The sequence below is a fragment of the Granulosicoccus antarcticus IMCC3135 genome (assembly GCF_002215215.1).
Classification (GTDB): domain Bacteria; phylum Pseudomonadota; class Gammaproteobacteria; order Granulosicoccales; family Granulosicoccaceae; genus Granulosicoccus; species Granulosicoccus antarcticus.
The window spans coordinates 4,154,656-4,172,092 of record NZ_CP018632.1 but is presented as its reverse complement, the minus strand read 5'-3'; the positions used below and the strand labels follow the sequence as shown (position 1 = coordinate 4,172,092).

At 51.7% G+C, this 17,437-nt stretch carries 16 protein-coding genes; 13 read left to right on the top strand and 3 right to left on the bottom strand.

What is annotated here, in order from left to right:
- Positions 1-79 precede the first annotated feature (79 nt).
- Positions 80-664: a hypothetical protein gene (locus IMCC3135_RS18080; protein WP_157736084.1), complete on the bottom strand. Its 585-nt coding sequence runs from the start codon at positions 662-664 to the stop codon at positions 80-82.
- 476 nt (positions 665-1,140) lie between these two features.
- Between IMCC3135_RS18080 and IMCC3135_RS18075 the strand changes: the two genes are divergently transcribed.
- Both IMCC3135_RS18075 and IMCC3135_RS18070 read left to right on the top strand, forming a co-directional pair.
- Positions 1,141-3,285 carry an endonuclease gene (locus IMCC3135_RS18075; RefSeq protein WP_169727484.1) on the top strand — a complete coding sequence of 715 codons (2,145 nt, stop codon included), beginning with the start codon at positions 1,141-1,143 and terminating at the stop codon, positions 3,283-3,285.
- A 189-nt stretch (positions 3,286-3,474) separates the two neighbouring features.
- On the top strand, positions 3,475-4,701 hold the full coding sequence (locus IMCC3135_RS18070) for a S8 family peptidase (RefSeq protein WP_088918876.1): 1,227 nt from the start codon (positions 3,475-3,477) through the stop codon (positions 4,699-4,701).
- A gap of 115 nt (positions 4,702-4,816) precedes the next feature.
- Here the strand turns inward: IMCC3135_RS18070 and IMCC3135_RS18065 are convergent, their stop codons facing one another.
- Complete coding sequence (locus IMCC3135_RS18065) at positions 4,817-5,191, bottom strand: hypothetical protein (RefSeq protein ID WP_088918875.1); 375 nt, start codon at positions 5,189-5,191, stop codon at positions 4,817-4,819.
- A 560-nt stretch (positions 5,192-5,751) separates the two neighbouring features.
- Here IMCC3135_RS18065 and IMCC3135_RS18060 point away from each other — a divergent pair.
- The gene (locus IMCC3135_RS18060) at positions 5,752-7,479 is read left to right on the top strand and encodes a putative bifunctional diguanylate cyclase/phosphodiesterase (RefSeq protein ID WP_088918874.1); all 1,728 of its coding nucleotides are present in this window, start codon (positions 5,752-5,754) and stop codon (positions 7,477-7,479) included.
- A gap of 84 nt (positions 7,480-7,563) precedes the next feature.
- Here IMCC3135_RS18060 and IMCC3135_RS18055 read toward each other — a convergent pair whose 3' ends face one another.
- Positions 7,564-8,337, bottom strand: a complete 774-nt coding sequence (locus IMCC3135_RS18055; RefSeq protein ID WP_169727483.1) for an IclR family transcriptional regulator — start codon at positions 8,335-8,337, stop codon at positions 7,564-7,566.
- A 220-nt stretch (positions 8,338-8,557) separates the two neighbouring features.
- On the opposite strand from IMCC3135_RS18055, the gene IMCC3135_RS18050 reads away from it, so the two are divergent.
- The 10 genes from IMCC3135_RS18050 to kce all read left to right on the top strand — a co-directional run bounded on the left by IMCC3135_RS18050 (position 8,558) and on the right by kce (position 17,345).
- Positions 8,558-9,394, top strand: coding sequence for a cyclase family protein (locus IMCC3135_RS18050; protein ID WP_169727482.1), 837 nt, complete (start codon positions 8,558-8,560; stop codon positions 9,392-9,394).
- 147 nt (positions 9,395-9,541) lie between these two features.
- The gene (locus IMCC3135_RS18045) at positions 9,542-9,892 is read left to right on the top strand and encodes a cupin domain-containing protein (RefSeq protein ID WP_088918872.1); all 351 of its coding nucleotides are present in this window, start codon (positions 9,542-9,544) and stop codon (positions 9,890-9,892) included.
- Positions 9,889-10,686, top strand: coding sequence for an SDR family NAD(P)-dependent oxidoreductase (locus IMCC3135_RS18040; protein WP_088918871.1), 798 nt, complete (start codon positions 9,889-9,891; stop codon positions 10,684-10,686). Before IMCC3135_RS18045 ends, IMCC3135_RS18040 begins: the two co-directional genes overlap by 4 nt.
- A 3-nt stretch (positions 10,687-10,689) precedes the next feature.
- Positions 10,690-11,616 carry a 3-hydroxyacyl-CoA dehydrogenase family protein gene (locus IMCC3135_RS18035; protein WP_088918870.1) on the top strand — a complete coding sequence of 309 codons (927 nt, stop codon included), beginning with the start codon at positions 10,690-10,692 and terminating at the stop codon, positions 11,614-11,616.
- Between the two features lie 122 nt (positions 11,617-11,738).
- On the top strand, positions 11,739-13,037 hold the full coding sequence (locus IMCC3135_RS18030; RefSeq protein WP_088918869.1) for an ABC transporter substrate-binding protein: 1,299 nt from the start codon (positions 11,739-11,741) through the stop codon (positions 13,035-13,037).
- A 59-nt stretch (positions 13,038-13,096) separates the two neighbouring features.
- Positions 13,097-13,825: an ABC transporter ATP-binding protein gene (locus IMCC3135_RS18025; protein ID WP_088918868.1), complete on the top strand. Its 729-nt coding sequence runs from the start codon at positions 13,097-13,099 to the stop codon at positions 13,823-13,825.
- Positions 13,818-14,525, top strand: coding sequence for an ABC transporter ATP-binding protein (locus IMCC3135_RS18020; protein ID WP_088918867.1), 708 nt, complete (start codon positions 13,818-13,820; stop codon positions 14,523-14,525). Before IMCC3135_RS18025 ends, IMCC3135_RS18020 begins: the two co-directional genes overlap by 8 nt.
- Before the next feature lie 2 nt (positions 14,526-14,527).
- Positions 14,528-15,391 (top strand): branched-chain amino acid ABC transporter permease, encoded by an 864-nt coding sequence (locus IMCC3135_RS18015; RefSeq protein WP_088918866.1) that lies wholly within the window; start codon positions 14,528-14,530, stop codon positions 15,389-15,391.
- On the top strand, positions 15,388-16,413 hold the full coding sequence (locus IMCC3135_RS18010; protein ID WP_088918865.1) for a branched-chain amino acid ABC transporter permease: 1,026 nt from the start codon (positions 15,388-15,390) through the stop codon (positions 16,411-16,413). The genes IMCC3135_RS18015 and IMCC3135_RS18010 overlap by 4 nt, the downstream gene beginning before the upstream one ends.
- Positions 16,414-16,415: 2 nt before the next feature.
- A complete protein-coding gene (gene kce, locus IMCC3135_RS18005) occupies positions 16,416-17,345 on the top strand; it encodes a 3,5-dioxohexanoate:acetyl-CoA acetone transferase (protein ID WP_088918864.1) in 930 nt (309 codons plus the stop codon).
- The last annotated feature ends 92 nt before the right edge of the window (positions 17,346-17,437 follow it).

Genomic DNA, 17,437 nt, shown 5'->3' with positions numbered 1-17,437 from the left:
CACATTGTTTGATGAGCTTATTCGTCGAAATACATTGTCCGGCACGCACAACTTTCTAGAGTTGAACAGCACAAGAGGCTTAACGGAAACCGACACCGACACGGTAGCTGGATGAGCCATCAAAGATGACTGCATCCGGTGGGGCGGTACCAGAGACTTCCGAGACAATGGTGTAGCCGTCATCAGCCTCGACGAAGTCCAGGATGTCCACGCCTGTTGTGGATAGCTGAATGTTCTGCATACCTGAGCTCAGCTGCGTATCGTTTTGCGCCAGGCTGGCAATCAGTGCGCGCTGTTCAGTGCCATCGATGCTGGCTTCGATATAGAGCGCTATTGATGACAGGAAGTCGAAGTCATCAGGCATACCATTTTCGGCGACGTCCTCATCCGCGTCTTCGGAGGATGCTGTGATGCTGAAAGACAGTGACGACAACTTGATATAGGTGAGGTAATCGTACTGTTCGGCCCCGAACTCTTCGGAGGCCTCTATATTCAGATTGAAGGGGGCGAGCTCGGCGGGCAATATCGTGACGAAACCACCGCCTTCCACTCGAGTCTCGGGCAAATCTTCATCGACTGTGAAGCTGCCAATAGTGGTGTTGTCACAAGCGCTCAATACGCCCGCAAGTCCTATTGTTGCTGCAAGAATCCTGAAACTCATCATGCTCGTGCAATCCTCTGTCATGTGCACCTGCGACAGTGCAGGTTATGCAGGCCTTGTACGCAAAGATCGCTCTGGTCGTAATCAACCAGGACGGTAGCGCGGTACGGCAATGGTTTCGGAGCAGCAAAAAGCAGGCCGTTACCAAGGTGTTCGTCACATTGTAACCGAGGTGCGACTTGCGAGCTCTCTGCGAACCACGGTTCCCTCCTCGGGCTGCCTCACGAGCCAATGCCGTGACAAGTGACAATGACTAGGTGGTCTTTCGGTCATATGACAGATTGCACTCTGGTCAAAAAATATCGTTACATGACGATATTTCATGGCTGATATCGTTTCGCCATTTTACTGACCGTGCTTAGGTTTAGTAGATATTTACCCTGTTTTTTGCAAAGCTGTATGCAGCGGTTTTATGGTCCGCGTAAAGCAACGTCATAGTCTCAGCGTAATGAATGAGGCAGAGGACGACGGGGACAGTCATGAGCACACTTATTTCTCAAATTGATAGTGCTGAAGAAAGGTTTGCAAAGTCCAGGCCTGAACGCAATCTGGTTCTGGACGAATTATCCAGGTTTGCTGCCGGTGAAAAAACCAATTGGCAGCATCTTGATAAACGCTCTCGATACAGGACTCGTCTCGAAAGGCTCGGTCAATACGCCGATGCTGATGCCATTACAGACGATCAGAGCGTATCCTTCAATCCGCTCGAACGTATTCTTGATGCCAGCGAGTTATCCAGTGTCGAATTTTTTGAACGTGGCGTTATCGCAGCAAGATCCGTTGCCCGCGTGCAAATACGCAATGATATGAGGTCAGTTGTCGGGTATGGATCGGGGGTAATGATTGGGCCTGGCTTATTCATGACCAACAATCACGTGCTTTCAACAGTGGAAAGTGCAGCATCGAGCACTTTGCAGTTTGATTATCTGACGAGCATTTCTGGTGTACGCGAACCTGTGGCATTTGCACTGAACCCTCAGCAATTCTTCGTTACCGATGAGCGTCTGGATTTTACGATTGTTGCGTTGCTCGGACCCAATGAGGCAGGCAATCAACCCCAGGAGCGCGGCTGGTCGCCACTTATTGCTAATTCTGGTAAAGCTACGATTGGGGAGCGGGTAAACATCATCCAGCATCCGGGTGGTGAGCGCATGCAGGTGGTGGTGCGCGACAATACGGTGATTGGTGTGGTTGATAGTTTTCTGCATTACCGGGCAGATACACAGCCCGGATCATCAGGTAGTCCGGTCTTCAATGATCAGTGGGAGCTTGCAGCCTTGCATCACGCCGGTAAGCCCAAGCGCAATTCGCAAGGCAAGATAATGATGATCGATGGTCAACCCTGGACGGGTAACAAAGCCGACATTCCCAAGATTGACTGGGAGGCGAATGAGGGTACACGCATCAGTGAGATCGTACGCTTCGTTAATCAATTATCACTAAATGCTCAACATCGAATTCTGTGGGAACAGGCGCAGTTGACAGCGCCCACGATGGACTTCTGGTCACTTTTTGAGGGGAAAGTGGGGTCAATCAATAACGAATATGATCGGCAAGTCAGGCCAGAGCCTGGACTGTCAGCGCTATCTGTTGATGATTCTGGCAACCCGTCATGGTTGTTTCGCTTGAGTTTTGGACCTGTTTCTGCAGGCGCAATGGCTCCAACAGCATCAAATGTTTCGACTTCCCCGCCAACGCCACCGACGGTCATTACGCCACCGAGTGTCCCAGGCACTTCATACATTGATCCTTTATCAGCCGCGCAACGGATCATAGAGTGTTTTCAGCCCGAGGAGCCTTACTTCGATAAAAACGCAGATGCTATAGCAATGGAAAAATATTGGGGTTGCGTTGATCCAATGCTGCCGTCGGCTGAAATATATCCCATTTTGCGACAGCACCTGGAGACGACTCACACCGGTAGACACTCGTATACTCGTGCAAGACATGAATTCTTGTACCCTGTCATTGACTTGCATCCAGATGGTAATTTGCACAACATTTATTCTGGGGAGATATTCTCGCCAGTTGAAGCCATTGCAACTGAAATCGCCGCTCTTGTTCCGTTCTCCGAAGCCATCGGGCTGGATATAGGCCAGGAAAAGTCGCTCGACAGCCTGCTTGCCAATGAGTCGCTATGGGATGATCTGGAACGCTCGGCAGCGTTGAGTTTCAACTGCGAACATGTTGTTTGCCAATCCTGGTTCGACAAACGTCAGCCCATGAAGGCCGATTTGCATCACCTTTTTGCCTGTCAGCCAGGATGCAACAGTTTTAGAAGCAATATTCCGTATTGGCAGTTTGATCCCACTGACGAAGCGATTCGACAGGCCTGTGGTCGTATTGAGGGGCGGAGCAAGTTTGAGCCTGAACGGGGTAAAGGCGCGGTGGCAAGAGCCACCATGTACTTTCTCATGCGCTATCCTGGTGTCATAGGCGACCAGGCGGGTGAGCTGACAAAAAGCCGAGTGAAAATACTGGTGGATTGGCACAAGGAGTTTCCAGTTGACGAGTACGAGAAGCACCGGAATAGCTTCATAGAGAAGGCACAAGGTAATCGAAATCCCTTTATTGATTTTCCTGATATTGCAACTCAGGCGTTGTTGGAACGTGGCTTCGGATAATGAACTGGTTGACATCCTGTCATTGATATCCAAAACTTATCATTGGTTTAAGAATGCGTATTTAGTCGCCTTCAGTGTTGACCGGAATGTAGAAAAGTATGACAGTTGCTTTAAATATTGCGAGCACAGTTCGCTACTGCATTTTTCGAGACCTTCATCAGTTGAAAATTTGCCGACAGGAGATAGCTCATGGCAACAACAGCAGATCATTCACGCAAGCCGATGATTGTGACATTCAAGCGCAAAAACAAGCGCTCGACCAAGTCTGACAAACAGAAGATCATGAAGGATGTCATGTCTTCAAGGGTTGAATTTCTGACGACTGAAGATTTTTCCAGAAGTGGTCGAGCGGTGGCCTCTGGCGCCGATCTGGACAAGGTCGGTTTTGATGTCAATCGATTCAAGGCACCGATTCTAATGGCTCACCTGAGCGATGCGGAAATTGATGAGCTGAAAAAACACAAAGACGTGCAACGTGTCGAGGAGGACGGCATCATGTATGCGCTGACAATGTCGGGTCTGAATTTGCGCAATGAAGGGGCCCCTGATGTATCAACGCAGACCGTGCCCCACGGCATATCCCAGATCAACGCACCCGATGCCTGGGCGTGCAGTCAGGGCGAGGGGATCAAGGTGTTTATTTGCGATACCGGTATTGATTCGGATCACCCGGATCTGGTTGAAAACCTCAAGACAGGCAAGAGTTTTGTTACCGATGAGAGCAGCACCGAAGACTTTAATGGTCATGGCACGCATTGCGCGGGAACGGTAGCTGCAGCGCTCAACAACATCGGTGTGGTTGGCGTCGCACCACATGCCTACCTCTATCCTGTCAAGGTTCTGGCTGCGAACGGTAGTGGCAATTGGAGTTGGATGATCGCGGCGCTGGATTGGATAACAGAGAAAAAGGGTGCGCGCATCGCCAGCATGAGTCTTGGTGGTGCCGGTGCGCCCCAGGCATTGGCAGATATGTGCGAGGCCGCCTATGATGACGGGGTTCTTCTGGTTGCAGCTGCTGGAAATGCAGGCCCTGCCGACAATACGGTCGGCTTTCCGGGAAAATATCGACATGTCATGGCTGTATCGGCTGTGGACGACACCAACATGATTGCCGACTTCTCCAGTCGTGGACCAGAAGTGGAGATTGCTGCACCGGGTGTGAAGGTGCTTTCCACTGTTCGTGGAGGGGGTTATGACTATTCGAGTGGTACCTCGATGGCCTGTCCTCATGTCTCGGGGGCAGCAGCACTTGCCTGGGGCTCGCATCGAGGTGCAAATAACAAGCAGATTCGGTGGCTGCTCAATTCGTTCGCAAACAAGATTGCCGACCATGATCCGGAGAAATATGGCAACGGCAGTGTCAATGCCAACGGCTCCGCTTTTTTTATAGGCACAGCGGAAGAACATGAACTCTAGAGACCTGGCTGATCAAGTCAGTGGCACTAGTTGAAGCTCACAGCGTCCCTGGTCAGCGAGCCGGGGCGCTCATTGCCTTCGCCACCGGGGTAACATACGCCAACGCCATCCGGGGCTAAGGGTCGAGCGCCTTCATTGGGCCATCCCGTTCGATCCGCTCAACTCCAGCAAGCGATCTTAAATCATTGAATGCCGCCGCATTGAGAGTGCCAGAAACGATAGGCCTGTTCTTCATTGTATGTTCTATACGCATACCGGCGGCTTGCAGGTTTTGCGGATCGGTCCCGGGAGTCAGAGTGACGATCACAGCTTCGCGATGCTCGGGATCAAGGTCTGTTTGGGAGAAGCGTTGGGTAAGATCGAGTGATATGTCGATGACTGAATCCTCCGCTGCACTGGATTGATCTGTTGTTGTCTCCGACACATCATTGCATGCCGAAAGTTGAGTCAGTAATAGTAATGACGAGGCGATTATCTTGTAAGCAGCCATCACGATTCCTCTTTACTTTTGAACAGATGAGTGTTTCAAAGCACCTACAATCTCGCCTTACAGAATCAGTGTAAACCATTTCATCCCAGGCACACTGTCAAGCGCACCGTCTTACACATCTTCAAAACGATTCAGTTATGGACCCCTATTCTTTTGGTGGGAGTCATGGCAGGACAGAATATTGACACCACTGGAGCAGTGGAGTTTGTCAATTTTTCATAACCTGTCAAAATTCCACAGCCTGAGGTTTGCTGTACCTTAGGGGTATCTTGCGCCAAGTGATTCTGCACAAACTTCGATGCAAGACAAGGCAGTCAGTTGTTCAGAAATCGGTGTCAAGTCACAATGTTACTTTTAGCTATCCAGCACGTGTCCGATAGTTGGGTCTGAGGATGGATAATCACTATGAGGCAAACTGTGAGTGGTCAGAGTCTGAACCCGACAGCAATCGATGCGCCGTTGAGCAGACATTGTAGGAGTCTGTTCATCTGAACATCAAGCAACTAGATACTGACACTTTACAGAGTGAGGAGAGCAGTGATTACTCGGGCACGGCCCTGGTGTCATTGGGAGCTGAGCGCGACCATCAGAATTCGTCCCTGGAATTCATTCTGCTTGAAAATGAGATCTTGCGACATGTACTCGCCTACATGCCTATCGGGTTCTGCATGCTTGATCAGCACGATCGTTTGCAGCTATGCAATCAGCAGTTTGTTGATGTATGGAATCTTCCACTTGAAGTCTGCCAGCAGGGCACTCATTTCAGGACGATCATGGAGCACAGTCATGGCGAAGAAGTATCGTTCTCTGGTGATTCAAAGTTAGGTGATGCGGGTCAAAAACGCCGTGAATGGTTGACGAGCGATGGACGAAGAATAGACGTTCTGGTTCATGTGCTTTCCGAAGGCACCGTGCTGGCACTGCACGAGGATGTTACTGAGAAACGGGAGGCTGAGCATCGCATCGCTCAAATGGCACAATTCGATGCGCTTACCGGTCTTTACAATCGCGGCATGCTGTACCAGAAGCTGGAAGCCACTTTGTCAAACAAGGATCAGGGCATTGCGGCGATGTTGTATCTCGACTTGAATGGATTCAAACAGGTTAATGACACACTGGGTCATCCTGTTGGTGATAAATTGCTGGTAATGGTTGCCCAGAGAATAAGGTCTTGCTGCAAGGAGACGGACCTGGTTGCTCGACTGGGTGGCGATGAATTTGCCATCATCATGACCCACCTGGAATCTGCAAAAGGTTCCGAATTGCTGTCGGGCCGTATCATAGAGTCGTTATCAAAACCGTTTGATATTGACGGCAGGAATGTCTACACCAGTACTTGTATTGGCATAACCGGCATTTCAGACGGCAATGCAACCGCAGATGACATCGTGAAAAGATCCGATATGGCACTGTATGAGGCGAAGTCGGCTGGCAGTGGCGTCTTTCGACATTTTGTCGAGGACATGGAACACAACGCGTGTATCCGTCGTACGTTGGAGATTGATCTGGGCAATGCGATTCAGAACAATGAGTTTGAGCTCTACTACCAACCTCAGATAGATCTGCATACGATGAAGATCTGCGGTGCTGAGGCCTTGATCCGATGGAATCACCCCACGCGTGGCCAGGTATTGCCCGACGAGTTCATTCCAGTGGCCGAGAAGATAGGGCTCATCGTGCCGATCGGCAATTGGGTGCTTAAACAGGCTTGCAAAGAGGCTTTGAATTGGCCTGACTCGATCAATGTGGCGGTTAACGTCTCATGCGTACAGTTTGGAAATGTGGGTATGTTGGGTGTGGACCTGCTTCAGGAAGTGAAGCTGGCGCTTGAACAGTCAGGTTTGCCTGCTCACAGGCTCGAATTGGAGATGACAGAAACCGCTATCATGGATGATGTTGATAAATCTTGCGCTGTCTTGCGAGATTTGAAACAACTGGGGGTGACCACCGCGATCGATGACTTTGGAACCGGATACTCCTCATTGCAGTATTTGCGCAGTTTCCAGTTCGATCACCTGAAAATAGATCGCTCGTTCGTCAGCCATATCGAAACCGATGTGGATGCCTTGTCAATTGCACGAACAATCGTTGCGCTGGGTAGAACCATGGGAATTCTGAGCACCGCAGAAGGTGTGGAAACCAAAGCACAGCTTGAGATAGTGAAAGAGATCGGGTGCGACAAGGTTCAGGGGTATCATTATGCCAAACCCTGTTCGGTAGAGAATTTTCGTTCCTATATCAATACTTTTTCAAAGAGCAGAATATCTGGAAGTCACCGGGTTGCGTGACTTTATCTATTGAGCAGTTTCAGGCTCTATAGCGAACAGATGTCCAGAGTTGCAGTTCCGGTTTCTGATTCGGGATATGTATTATCAGGTTCCTGTCAAACCATCAGTCATCATGAGTTCAAGCCGCTTCACGGTCTCTGACAGCGCGGCTTCCACCGATTCACGTGCTTCGTCAAAACGCGGTGTCGGAATCGGAACCGAAATGGCATGCAGTGTACCCAGGCGGTCCTTGAATGCACAACCGATAGCGGAGAGGCCGAGCGTGTGTTCGCCCATGTCATAGGCCAGGCCGGAGCGACGCACTTCTTGTAGCTGAGTCAGAAATTCTTCCATATCACCGGCAAAATCCTGTTGTTTCCATTCAGCCGTGACACGCTTGCGAACCAGGGTATCTGTCAACTTTGCCAGGCAGGCCCGGCCGTTGGCGGTGGTTGTGAACGGGAATATTTCACCAACGGCTGATACCGCGCGCAGGCGATGCTTACCGATGACCTGGTCCAGGAACACCATACCTTGTAATCGCATGACGGAAAGATCCGTTGTCTCACCGGTCATGGCGGTCAATTCGGCCAGCAAAGGTTGGCACTCGCGCACGATGTCCGATCGAGAGGCATCAGCCATGGCTTTGACTTCGGGGCCAATGAACAGGTGACCTCGTTGCCCGTCACTGATGATCAGGCGCTCATTCTGCAGTGCACCGACGATACGTTGCACCGTAGAGCGCGGTAAATCGACATGGACCGCAATCTGACCAATGCTGACACCGTTGGGATGGTCACGAAGTGTTCTCAATATGGCTGCCGAGCGGGCAATTACCTGGATGCCATTCTTCTCGGAATTTTTGATTTTATCTTTCATATCAGTCATTTAAGGATTTTATCACGCGAATCGGAATGATTGTTCAGGTTTGAAACGCCTTCATTAAAAACCACAATGTGGTTTTAATAATCCGTAATGTGATTATTACTTGACCACGATATGGTTGCAATGTACCGTATTGTGAACATCAAGGCACAACAGTACAGACAAATCATCAATATCAACGCCTGTTCATCGGCGTAACCAGGAGCACTGAGAAATGATCAATATCCGCGGCATTGATTTCCAGGCCAATACTGATAACGACATGGGGCTTGAGTTCTACAACCTCAGTCATCGATTCGGATTCCAGAATCCGAACTGGCCATATTTTGAAGATACGAAGATCGAACGCATTCACTACATGGCCAAGTCCGGGGTGTTGAGCCAGCGGATCACGACGACCATGCACGCCACAACCCATATCGATGCGCCAGCCCATGTGGTGCAGGGCACACCGTTTATCGACGAAGTTCCTTTACCGCATTTCTTCGGTACAGGGATCGTGGTATCGATACCCAAGAAAAAATGGGAACCCATCACCGGAGATGATCTGGAAAAGGCCTGTGGTCACGTCATTCGCAAGAACGACGTTCTGCTCATCAACACCGGCTGGCACAAGCAGTATGAAGACGGTGACTACTTTGCCTATTGCCCGGGTCTGGTGAAATCGGCGGGTGAGTGGATGGTGGAGAAAGGTATCAAGGTTGTGGGGCACGATACTCAAGCCAATGATCACCCTCTGGCAACAGCGATCGGTCCTCAGCGAAACGGGCCTTTGATGCCTCATCTGGCTGAAGAATATAAAGAGTGGTCTGGCGGTGTTGACTGGAAAGATGCCTTCCCTGAGTGGGAGCCGGTACACAACATATTGTTCAAGAACGGCATTCTGGGGATCGAAAACGTTGGTGGTGATCTGGATGCTGTCACTGGCAAGCGTTGCACCTTTGCATTTTTTCCATGGAACTGGGATAGGGGTGACGGTTGTATTATCAGACTGGTTGCCATGATCGACAAGGGTCAGAAGTTCCGTATCGATGCTGGCGAGAGCTTCTAGCTGTAGTAGATCAGAAAGTCTTCTGAACGCTTTCATTAATGGAAGTGGCGGAAGGTACAGGTTTAAAGCCGGGGCTGATCACCACACGAAGTGCCAGCCCTTTATCAAACACACCACAGTAGTCAGACCAGACACCTGGAGGCCAGCATGCACCTGAAACGATTTACGGATGCAAAACCGTACGAAGCACCCAACCATTTTCATATGACGGGGTTGCGCCTTCAGGGTTTTGAGGACAAGGGACCTACTAATCAGTGGGTCGGATTGAGCCATTTTCTACCTGGCGGCGGTGCAGGGCCAGACTCGACACCGTTCGAGAAAGTCTACGTTGTACTGGAGGGGGAAATGAGCGTGATCATCGACGGCGAGGTAACGGTTCTGGGCAAGTACGACAGCTGCACCATCCCTCCCAATGAGGTTCGCACCATCGAGAACCAGTGCAACGAGATCTGCACGATGATGGTCGTCATCCCTTACCCACCTGAGAAATCAGCATGAATGCGCTAATGAACCCGCTGTCGATGTTCGATGTCAGTGGCAAGGTGGCGCTCATTACCGGAGCCTCGGGTGCATTCGGCATGGTGGCCGCCCGTATTCTGGGAGGGGCCGGTTGCAAGTTGGTACTGGCAGCAGGCAATGAGTCTGCACTGGATGAGATCGCCGAAGAATGTCGAGCCAGTGGTTTTGAGGTAACGACGGTCAACACACGTCCGACTGACGAGCAGGCCTGTAGCGCTCTGATCGAGCAGGCCGTCAAGGCTTATGGACGGCTTGATATTCTGGTGGTGGCATCAGGCATGAACAAGGTTGCCTTGATCAATGATATGGAGCCTGAGACATTCACGGCGGTGATGGACGCTAATGTGACGCAAAGCTGGTTGCTGTCACGGGCTGCCGCTGGTCAGATGAAGGCTCAAGGCGATGGCGGCAAAATAGTCATGGTTTCATCCGCACGTGGCTTGCTGGGTCATCCGGCCGGTTACACCGCTTATTGTGCCTCTAAGGCGGCGGTTGATGGCATGACCAAGGCACTGGGCTGTGAGCTTGGGCCGACAGGTATCACTGTCAACGCCATAGCACCGACTGTATTTCGTTCACCTTTGACAGCCTGGATGTTTGATGACACCGACAAGGCACGGGCGGTGCGCGAAGGTTTTCTGGCACGGGTGCCCAAGGGGCGATTAGGAGAGCCTGAGGATTTGGCTGGCCCCTTGTTGTTTCTAGCCTCCAATGCTTCGGATTTTTATACCGGTCACATACTTTATGCCGATGGCGGCTACACAGCGGGCTAAGTCATGAAAAAGACAAAACAGATAGGTGTTATCGGCGCCGGCTTGATGGGGCACGGTATTGCATTGACCATGGCAAGGGCTGGTTATCAGGTTATTGTCAGTGACCCGGATGCAGCCACTCGCAAGAGTTGCAAGTCACGCATTACAGACAGCATGCAGGCGATGTCTTGTACTGAGACTGATGTGATTGAATCGACGGCTCGAATCAGTGTCTGTGAGTCGATCGGTGAAGCGGTGGAGGGGGCCACCTTTGTCTTTGAGGCGGCTCCGGAAAAGCTGGCATTGAAGCAGGATATCTTCAAACAGATCGAAGCCTTGGCACCTGCAGATGCAGTATTGGCATCGAATACGTCCGTCATACAGATTACGCTCATCATGCAGAATCTTGATCTGCGTGAGCGCGCACTGGGAACCCATTGGTGGAACCCTCCGCACCTGATTCCGCTGGTTGAAGTCATCAAGACGCAATGGACTCACGATGAAGTGGCGCAATCGATGATGGAGCTGCTTCACGAGGTTGGCAAAACGCCTGTCCTGGTGGAGAAGGATGTTCCCGGGTTCATCGGTAATCGCTTACAGCACGCACTGTGGCGCGAAGCTATCAGCCTGGTTGAGAACGGTGTCTGTGATGCAGCCGCTGTTGATACCGTCATCAGGTCCAGCTTCGGCCGTCGGCTGGCTGTGCTGGGTCCATTGGAGAATGCGGATCTGGTCGGGACAGACCTGACTCTGGATATCCATGAAAACGTGCTGTTCGATCTGGAGAGTCGTCAGGGACCCTCACCTTATCTGGAAAAACTGGTTGCCGATGGCAAGTTGGGCATGAAATCCGGTGAAGGCTTTCGTCGTTGGAGTACCGAGGATGCACAGGCAAGCCGTGATCGTGTCAATCAACATCTGCAGCGTCTGGAAAAGATCCTGCCTGACTGAATCAGTGCTGGAAACAAGTATTAGTAGGGCAATAGAGAAATAGAGAAAGTCAGATAGATCAGATCAATAACAAGCAAGCCACAAACACCACCACCCACATTCAAACCCAGTGAGGATTACGCATGAAGTCATCACCCAAGCCGCGTACAAGTCGTCATGACCTTTCCCGGCGTGATTTTCTTATCCGTGGTACTGCAGCTGCGTTTGCAGCCCCTGCCATATTGAAAAATACTCGCGCCTATGCGGAGACACCAACTCTGCGCATTGGTCACGTCAGTCCTCGTACAGGTCCGTTGGCAAGTTTTGCCGAAGCCGATGACTATGTGCTAGAGGCTATCCAGCAGGCATTCAATGCAGGGCTTGAAAACAACGGCAAGAACTGGAAGCTATCGATCATCTCCAAGGACAGCCAGTCGAATCCCAACCGCGCCGCCGAAGTGGCTGCCGATCTGATTCTTTCAGATGAAGTGGACATTCTGGTTGCCGCATCTACGCCCGATACGACTAATCCGGTAGCGGATCAGGCCGAGATCAATGAAGTTCCCTGCATTACAACTGACTGCCCGTGGCAGCCCTATTTCTTTGGACGAAATGGTGATCCGGCAGTTGGTTTCGAAAACACCTTTCACTTCTTCTGGGGCCTTGAAGATGTGATTGCCAATTTTCTCGACATGTGGGATGGCGCGGGTGTGAACAAGAGCGTTGCCGGTCTGTTTCCCAATGATGCGGATGGCAATGCCTGGGGTGATGCTGAATTAGGCCTGCCCAAACCATTGGCTGCTGCCGGCTATGCCTTGACCGACCCGGGTCGTTACTCGCCAATGTCACAGGATTTTTCCAACATGATCAGCGCCTACAAGGCTGCAGGCTGTGAAATTGTCACGGGTAATATGATTCCGCCCGACTTTGCAACCTTCTGGGCCCAGTGTGCACAACAGGGATTCTCTCCGAAGATTGTCACCATCGGCAAGGCCTTGTTATTCCCTTCGGTTATCGAATCGCTGGGTGATCGGGGTGATGGTCTGAGCTCAGAAGTCTGGTGGTCACCCAACCATCCTTTTGCCTCCTCGCTGACAGGTGTTAGTGCAGGGGAACTGGCCAATGGCTACAGTCAGGCATCGTCTCGTCCCTGGACGCAACCGATCGGTTTCAAACACGCACTGTTTGAAGTGGTTGCCAATGTGATCAAACGCGCTGCTGATCTGGACGATCCGGCATCGATTGTCGAGGCCATCGCATCCACCGATATGGACACTATTGTTGGCCCCGTCAACTGGTCCAATGGCCCTGTCAAGAATATCTCAAAGACCCCACTGGTGGCCGGGCAATGGCAGCGTGAAAACGGTGAGTTCGACCTGAAGATAGTCACCAACAAGCAGGCACCCATGATCCCGGTAACGGGTGAACTGAAACTCTTGTAGGCGGATTACGAAATCATGTCTGCCTGCAACCCCCTGTGGCTAATGAGGACGTTGAGTCCATGAGCAAGATACTTCAATTACAGCAACTGAGCAGATCCTTTGGCGCCATTACTGTCGCCGACTCACTGACTTATGAGCTGGAGCAGGGGGAGGCATTGGGTGTGATCGGCCCCAACGGGGCTGGCAAGACCTCCATGTTCAATCTGATTACCGGCACCTTGAACCCGGATGAAGGACGCATCCTGTTCAAGGGGCAGGATGTGACGCGTTACAACGCTGCGCGTCGATCAAGGATGGGCATCGCTCGCAGTTTTCAGGTACCCCAGCCATTTAGTCATATGACGGTATTCGAGAATGCAATGATTGCCTCTACCCAGGCAGCTGGCTTGTCCGGGCGTCAGGCCGAGCAAAAGAGCCTGAGTGTCCTGGAGCAAACTGGCCTGATGGCCAGAGCCAACAAACCGGCCGGTCAACTGACCTTGCTGGACAGAAAGCGCCTTGAATTGACACGCGCACTGTGTGCTGAACCCAGTTTGTTATTACTGGATGAAATAGCAGGGGGTCTGACCGAAGCGGAGTGTACCGCACTGATAGAAACCATCAAGGAGATCCATGCCAGTGGTGTCTCGATTATCTGGATTGAACATGTCGTGCATGCCTTGATGGCTGTGGTGGATCGGCTGATCGTGATCGATTTTGGCAAGCAGATCGCCGATGGTGAACCGCAGCAAATCATGCGCAGTGCAGCCGTTCAGCAAATCTATATGGGGATTGAAGCAGATGAGTGAGCCCATTCTTGTCGTCACCGCACTGGACTCCTACTATGAGGATTTTCAGGCTTTGTACAAGGTAAGTCTGACATTGAACGAGGGCGAGGTCGTTGCCATTATCGGTGCCAACGGTGCGGGTAAGACAACCTTGCTACGTTCAATCGTCGGACTGATCAAAAGCAAATCCGAACAGGTAAAATATCGAGGCCAGGCCATCGGCAGCTTGCGGGCCGACCAGATAGCTGCCACCGGTATTGCCATGGTGCCTGAAGGGCGCCAGTTATTCCCATCACTGACGGTAGAGGAAAACCTGCTGATCGGAGGGCGCATCAAACGCGCAGGGCCCTGGTCGCTGGATGCTATCTACGAACTATTTCCCGTGCTCAGTGAACGTCGCAAGCAGGCCTCGACCTCCTTGTCGGGAGGACAACAGCAAATGGTCGCTATTGGCCGAGCTTTGATGTCCAACCCCAGTGTCATTCTGTTTGATGAAATCAGCCTGGGCCTTGCCCCCGTCATCATCAAGAATATCTACGAGGCGTTGCCGGGCATCGTTCAGGATGGCATGACAGCCGTGATTGTAGAGCAGGACATTACCAAAGCACTGTCTGTCTCTTCACGTGTGTATTGCCTGCAGGAGGGAAGAGTTTCCTTGCAGGGCAATTCATCCAGCGTCTCGCGTGAGGACATATCACGCGCCTACTTTGGGATATCCTGATTATGGAATGGGTAAATGCAGTCATTCAAGGTACGCTTCTGGGTGGTTTGTACGCCTTGTTTGCGGCCGGGTTATCACTGATTTTCGGTGTCATGCGGCTGGTTAATATCGCGCATGGTGATCTGATCATTCTGGCCGCCTATCTGGGCCTGAGTACCACTGTTGCATTTGGTATGCATCCACTGCTCGCGTTGATTGTCGTCATCCCGGTTATGGCAGCGCTGGGTTATGTTCTGCAGCGCGTTGTGCTGAACCGCACCCTGGGTGGCGATCTGTTATCCCCCTTGCTGGTGACCTTCGGTCTATCCGTCATCATCCAGAATGTCTTGCTCAATGTGTACTCGGCTGATCCTCAGAAAATGGGAGCGGGAGCCTTGGAAACGGCGAGCGTCAAGATCGGTACGGTGTCTCTTGGTGTGTTGCCGCTACTGACGTTTGTCATCGCCATTGCGGTCATTGCCGGGCTGCAATGGATATTTTACCGGACTGCGTTGGGTCGCGCCTTTCGCGCAGTCTCGGACAATCAGGACATAGCCCAGCTGATGGGGCTCAACAAGCATCATATCTATGGACTGGCTCTGGCATTGTCACTGGCGGTGACGGCGATTGCCGGCTTGTTGCTTGGAATCCGCACAAGTTTTGATCCGGCGGTTGGCGGTAGTCGACTCATATTCGGCTTTGAGGCCGTCATCATTGGCGGTCTGGGCAATCTATGGGGCACGTTGGCAGGTGGTGTGATACTCGGTGTTGCCCAGACACTGGGGGCATTGATCAACCCCGGATGGCAATTGCTGGCTGGCCATATTGTTTTTCTGATCATTCTGGCCATTCGTCCGAATGGGCTGTTCCCGAGGATGAGCGAATGAATACCCATTACCGAGTGACCCGAAGTTCTACCGCTACTCACATCTCCATGTTGTTGGCCGTCTTGCTGATTGTCGTTCTGGTGACGGTGCCGTGGTGGGCGGGGCGGGCCGAGATGCGACTACTGGGAGAGATCTTTCTCTATCTGGCCTTGGCGAGTCTATGGAACCTGCTGGCAGGCTATGCAGGCCTGGTATCCGTCGGTCAGCAGGCTTATGTCGGGTTTGGCGGTTACATGCTGTTTGCCCTGACCATGTTCGGAGGCTTGCATCCGCTGGCAGCCATTGCCATGGCAGGTGTTCTTGGGGCCATCATTGCAGTTCCGGTTGCAGCTCTGATGTTTCGTCTGCGTGGTGCCTATTTCGCTATTGGCACCTGGGTCATGGCCGAAGTCTTCCGTCTCAGTTTTGCACAGGTTTCAGCGCTGGGGGGAGGCTCCGGCAGTTCGCTTCCGGTTGCCATCGTCAAGTCATTGTCTGCATCACGCTCATCACGCGAATCGCTCAGTTACTGGCTGGCCTTGGCGGCCGTCGTGATTGTCATACTCACCGTGGTATTCACGCTGCGATCCCGCAAAGGGCTGGCACTGACCGCCATTAGAGACAATGAGCTGGCAGCCGGTTCACTGGGTATCAATATCTGGCGAACCAAGTTTCTGGTTTATGTTGCGGCCTCATCTCTGACGGCGGTGCTCGGTGCACTGATCTTTTTGCAAAAACTGCGAATCTCACCTGATGCAGCCTTTGCGGTGAACGACTGGACAGCGTTTGTCATCTTTATCGTCGTAATAGGCGGAATCGGTACGGTAGAAGGACCCATCATCGGCACCCTGGTGTTCTTTGCCTTGCGTGAAACCATGGCAGATTTGGGAACAATCTATCTGATCCTGCTTGGGGTAGTGGCGATTGCGATCATGCTGGTGGCTCCCAAAGGACTCTGGGGGCTGATTCGTAGCCGATTTGACCTGCAACTCTTTCCACTCGGCTATCGAGTCGAATCTACATCCAGCAACAAGGGAGAATGACAATGGCACGACAAAAGACCATCATCACTTGCGCTATCACCGGTGCTATTCACACGCCCACCATGTCGAGCGCCTTGCCCTACACGGCTGAAGACATTGCTGCACAGGCAACTGCTGCGGCACAAGCCGGGGCATCAGTGTTGCATCTGCATGCACGCAATCCAGAGGACGGTTCGGTCTCACTCAATCCGGATCACTTTGCCGCCTTCTTGCCAAAAATAAAGGAGTCGACAGATGCTGTCATCAATATCTCTACCGGTGGCAGCCTGAAGACCTCTATCGAGGAACGTATAGCTCCGGTGCTCAAGTTCTCACCCGAAATGTGTTCCTTGAATATGGGTTCGATGAATTTTTCGTTCCACCCACTTGCCAAGCGCTATGACACATGGAATTTTGACTGGGAGAAAGAGTATGTACAAAACTCTGATACTTACATATTCCGCAACACATTCAACGATATCGAGAAAGTAGCCAGAACGCTGGAACCTCATCAGATCAAATTCGAGCACGAATGCTACGACGTTGGTCATCTCTACAACCTGAGATTCTGCATGGATATCGGCCTTTTCAAGGCACCGATATTCATTCAGTTCATCTTCGGCATTCTTGGCGGCATTGGCCCGGAAGTGGAAAACCTGATCTTCATGAAACAGACAGCCGACCGTTTGTTTGGTGATGACTATCGCTGGTCGGTTCTGGGTGCCGGTGGTGTTCAGATGTCCCTGGCAACGACGGCCAGTCAGATGGGTGGCAATGTGCGTGTTGGGCTCGAAGACAGCTTGCTTATATCTCGAGGAAAACTTGCCGCCAATAATGCACAGCAGGTGACCAAGATAAAACGAATTATCGAAGATCTGGGCTGTGAGGTTGCAACACCTGATGAAGCACGTGAAATTCTGGCGCTCAAAGGTGGCGACAAGGTGCAATTCTAGGGCTATGACGAAGGGGGTTGCTGATCGAGCCGATTGCAACTTTGCACCGCAACCTTCTCTAAGGTGTCATTGCCGATAATTGGCGCAAGCTT

Bases quoted from the DNA above. Each gene is read 5' to 3' on its own strand.
- IMCC3135_RS18080 (WP_157736084.1), bottom strand. From the start codon at position 664: ATGATGAGTTTCAGGATTCTTGCAGCAACAATAGGACTTGCGGGCGTA.
- IMCC3135_RS18075 (WP_169727484.1), top strand. From the start codon at position 1,141: ATGAGCACACTTATTTCTCAAATTGATAGTGCTGAAGAAAGGTTTGCA.
- IMCC3135_RS18070 (WP_088918876.1), top strand. From the start codon at position 3,475: ATGGCAACAACAGCAGATCATTCACGCAAGCCGATGATTGTGACATTC.
- IMCC3135_RS18065 (WP_088918875.1), bottom strand. From the start codon at position 5,191: ATGGCTGCTTACAAGATAATCGCCTCGTCATTACTATTACTGACTCAA.
- IMCC3135_RS18055 (WP_169727483.1), bottom strand. From the start codon at position 8,337: ATGAAAGATAAAATCAAAAATTCCGAGAAGAATGGCATCCAGGTAATT.
- IMCC3135_RS18050 (WP_169727482.1), top strand. From the start codon at position 8,558: ATGATCAATATCCGCGGCATTGATTTCCAGGCCAATACTGATAACGAC.
- IMCC3135_RS18045 (WP_088918872.1), top strand. From the start codon at position 9,542: ATGCACCTGAAACGATTTACGGATGCAAAACCGTACGAAGCACCCAAC.
- IMCC3135_RS18040 (WP_088918871.1), top strand. From the start codon at position 9,889: ATGAATGCGCTAATGAACCCGCTGTCGATGTTCGATGTCAGTGGCAAG.
- IMCC3135_RS18035 (WP_088918870.1), top strand. From the start codon at position 10,690: ATGAAAAAGACAAAACAGATAGGTGTTATCGGCGCCGGCTTGATGGGG.
- IMCC3135_RS18030 (WP_088918869.1), top strand. From the start codon at position 11,739: ATGAAGTCATCACCCAAGCCGCGTACAAGTCGTCATGACCTTTCCCGG.
- IMCC3135_RS18025 (WP_088918868.1), top strand. From the start codon at position 13,097: ATGAGCAAGATACTTCAATTACAGCAACTGAGCAGATCCTTTGGCGCC.
- IMCC3135_RS18020 (WP_088918867.1), top strand. From the start codon at position 13,818: ATGAGTGAGCCCATTCTTGTCGTCACCGCACTGGACTCCTACTATGAG.
- IMCC3135_RS18015 (WP_088918866.1), top strand. From the start codon at position 14,528: ATGGAATGGGTAAATGCAGTCATTCAAGGTACGCTTCTGGGTGGTTTG.
- IMCC3135_RS18010 (WP_088918865.1), top strand. From the start codon at position 15,388: ATGAATACCCATTACCGAGTGACCCGAAGTTCTACCGCTACTCACATC.
- kce (WP_088918864.1), top strand. From the start codon at position 16,416: ATGGCACGACAAAAGACCATCATCACTTGCGCTATCACCGGTGCTATT.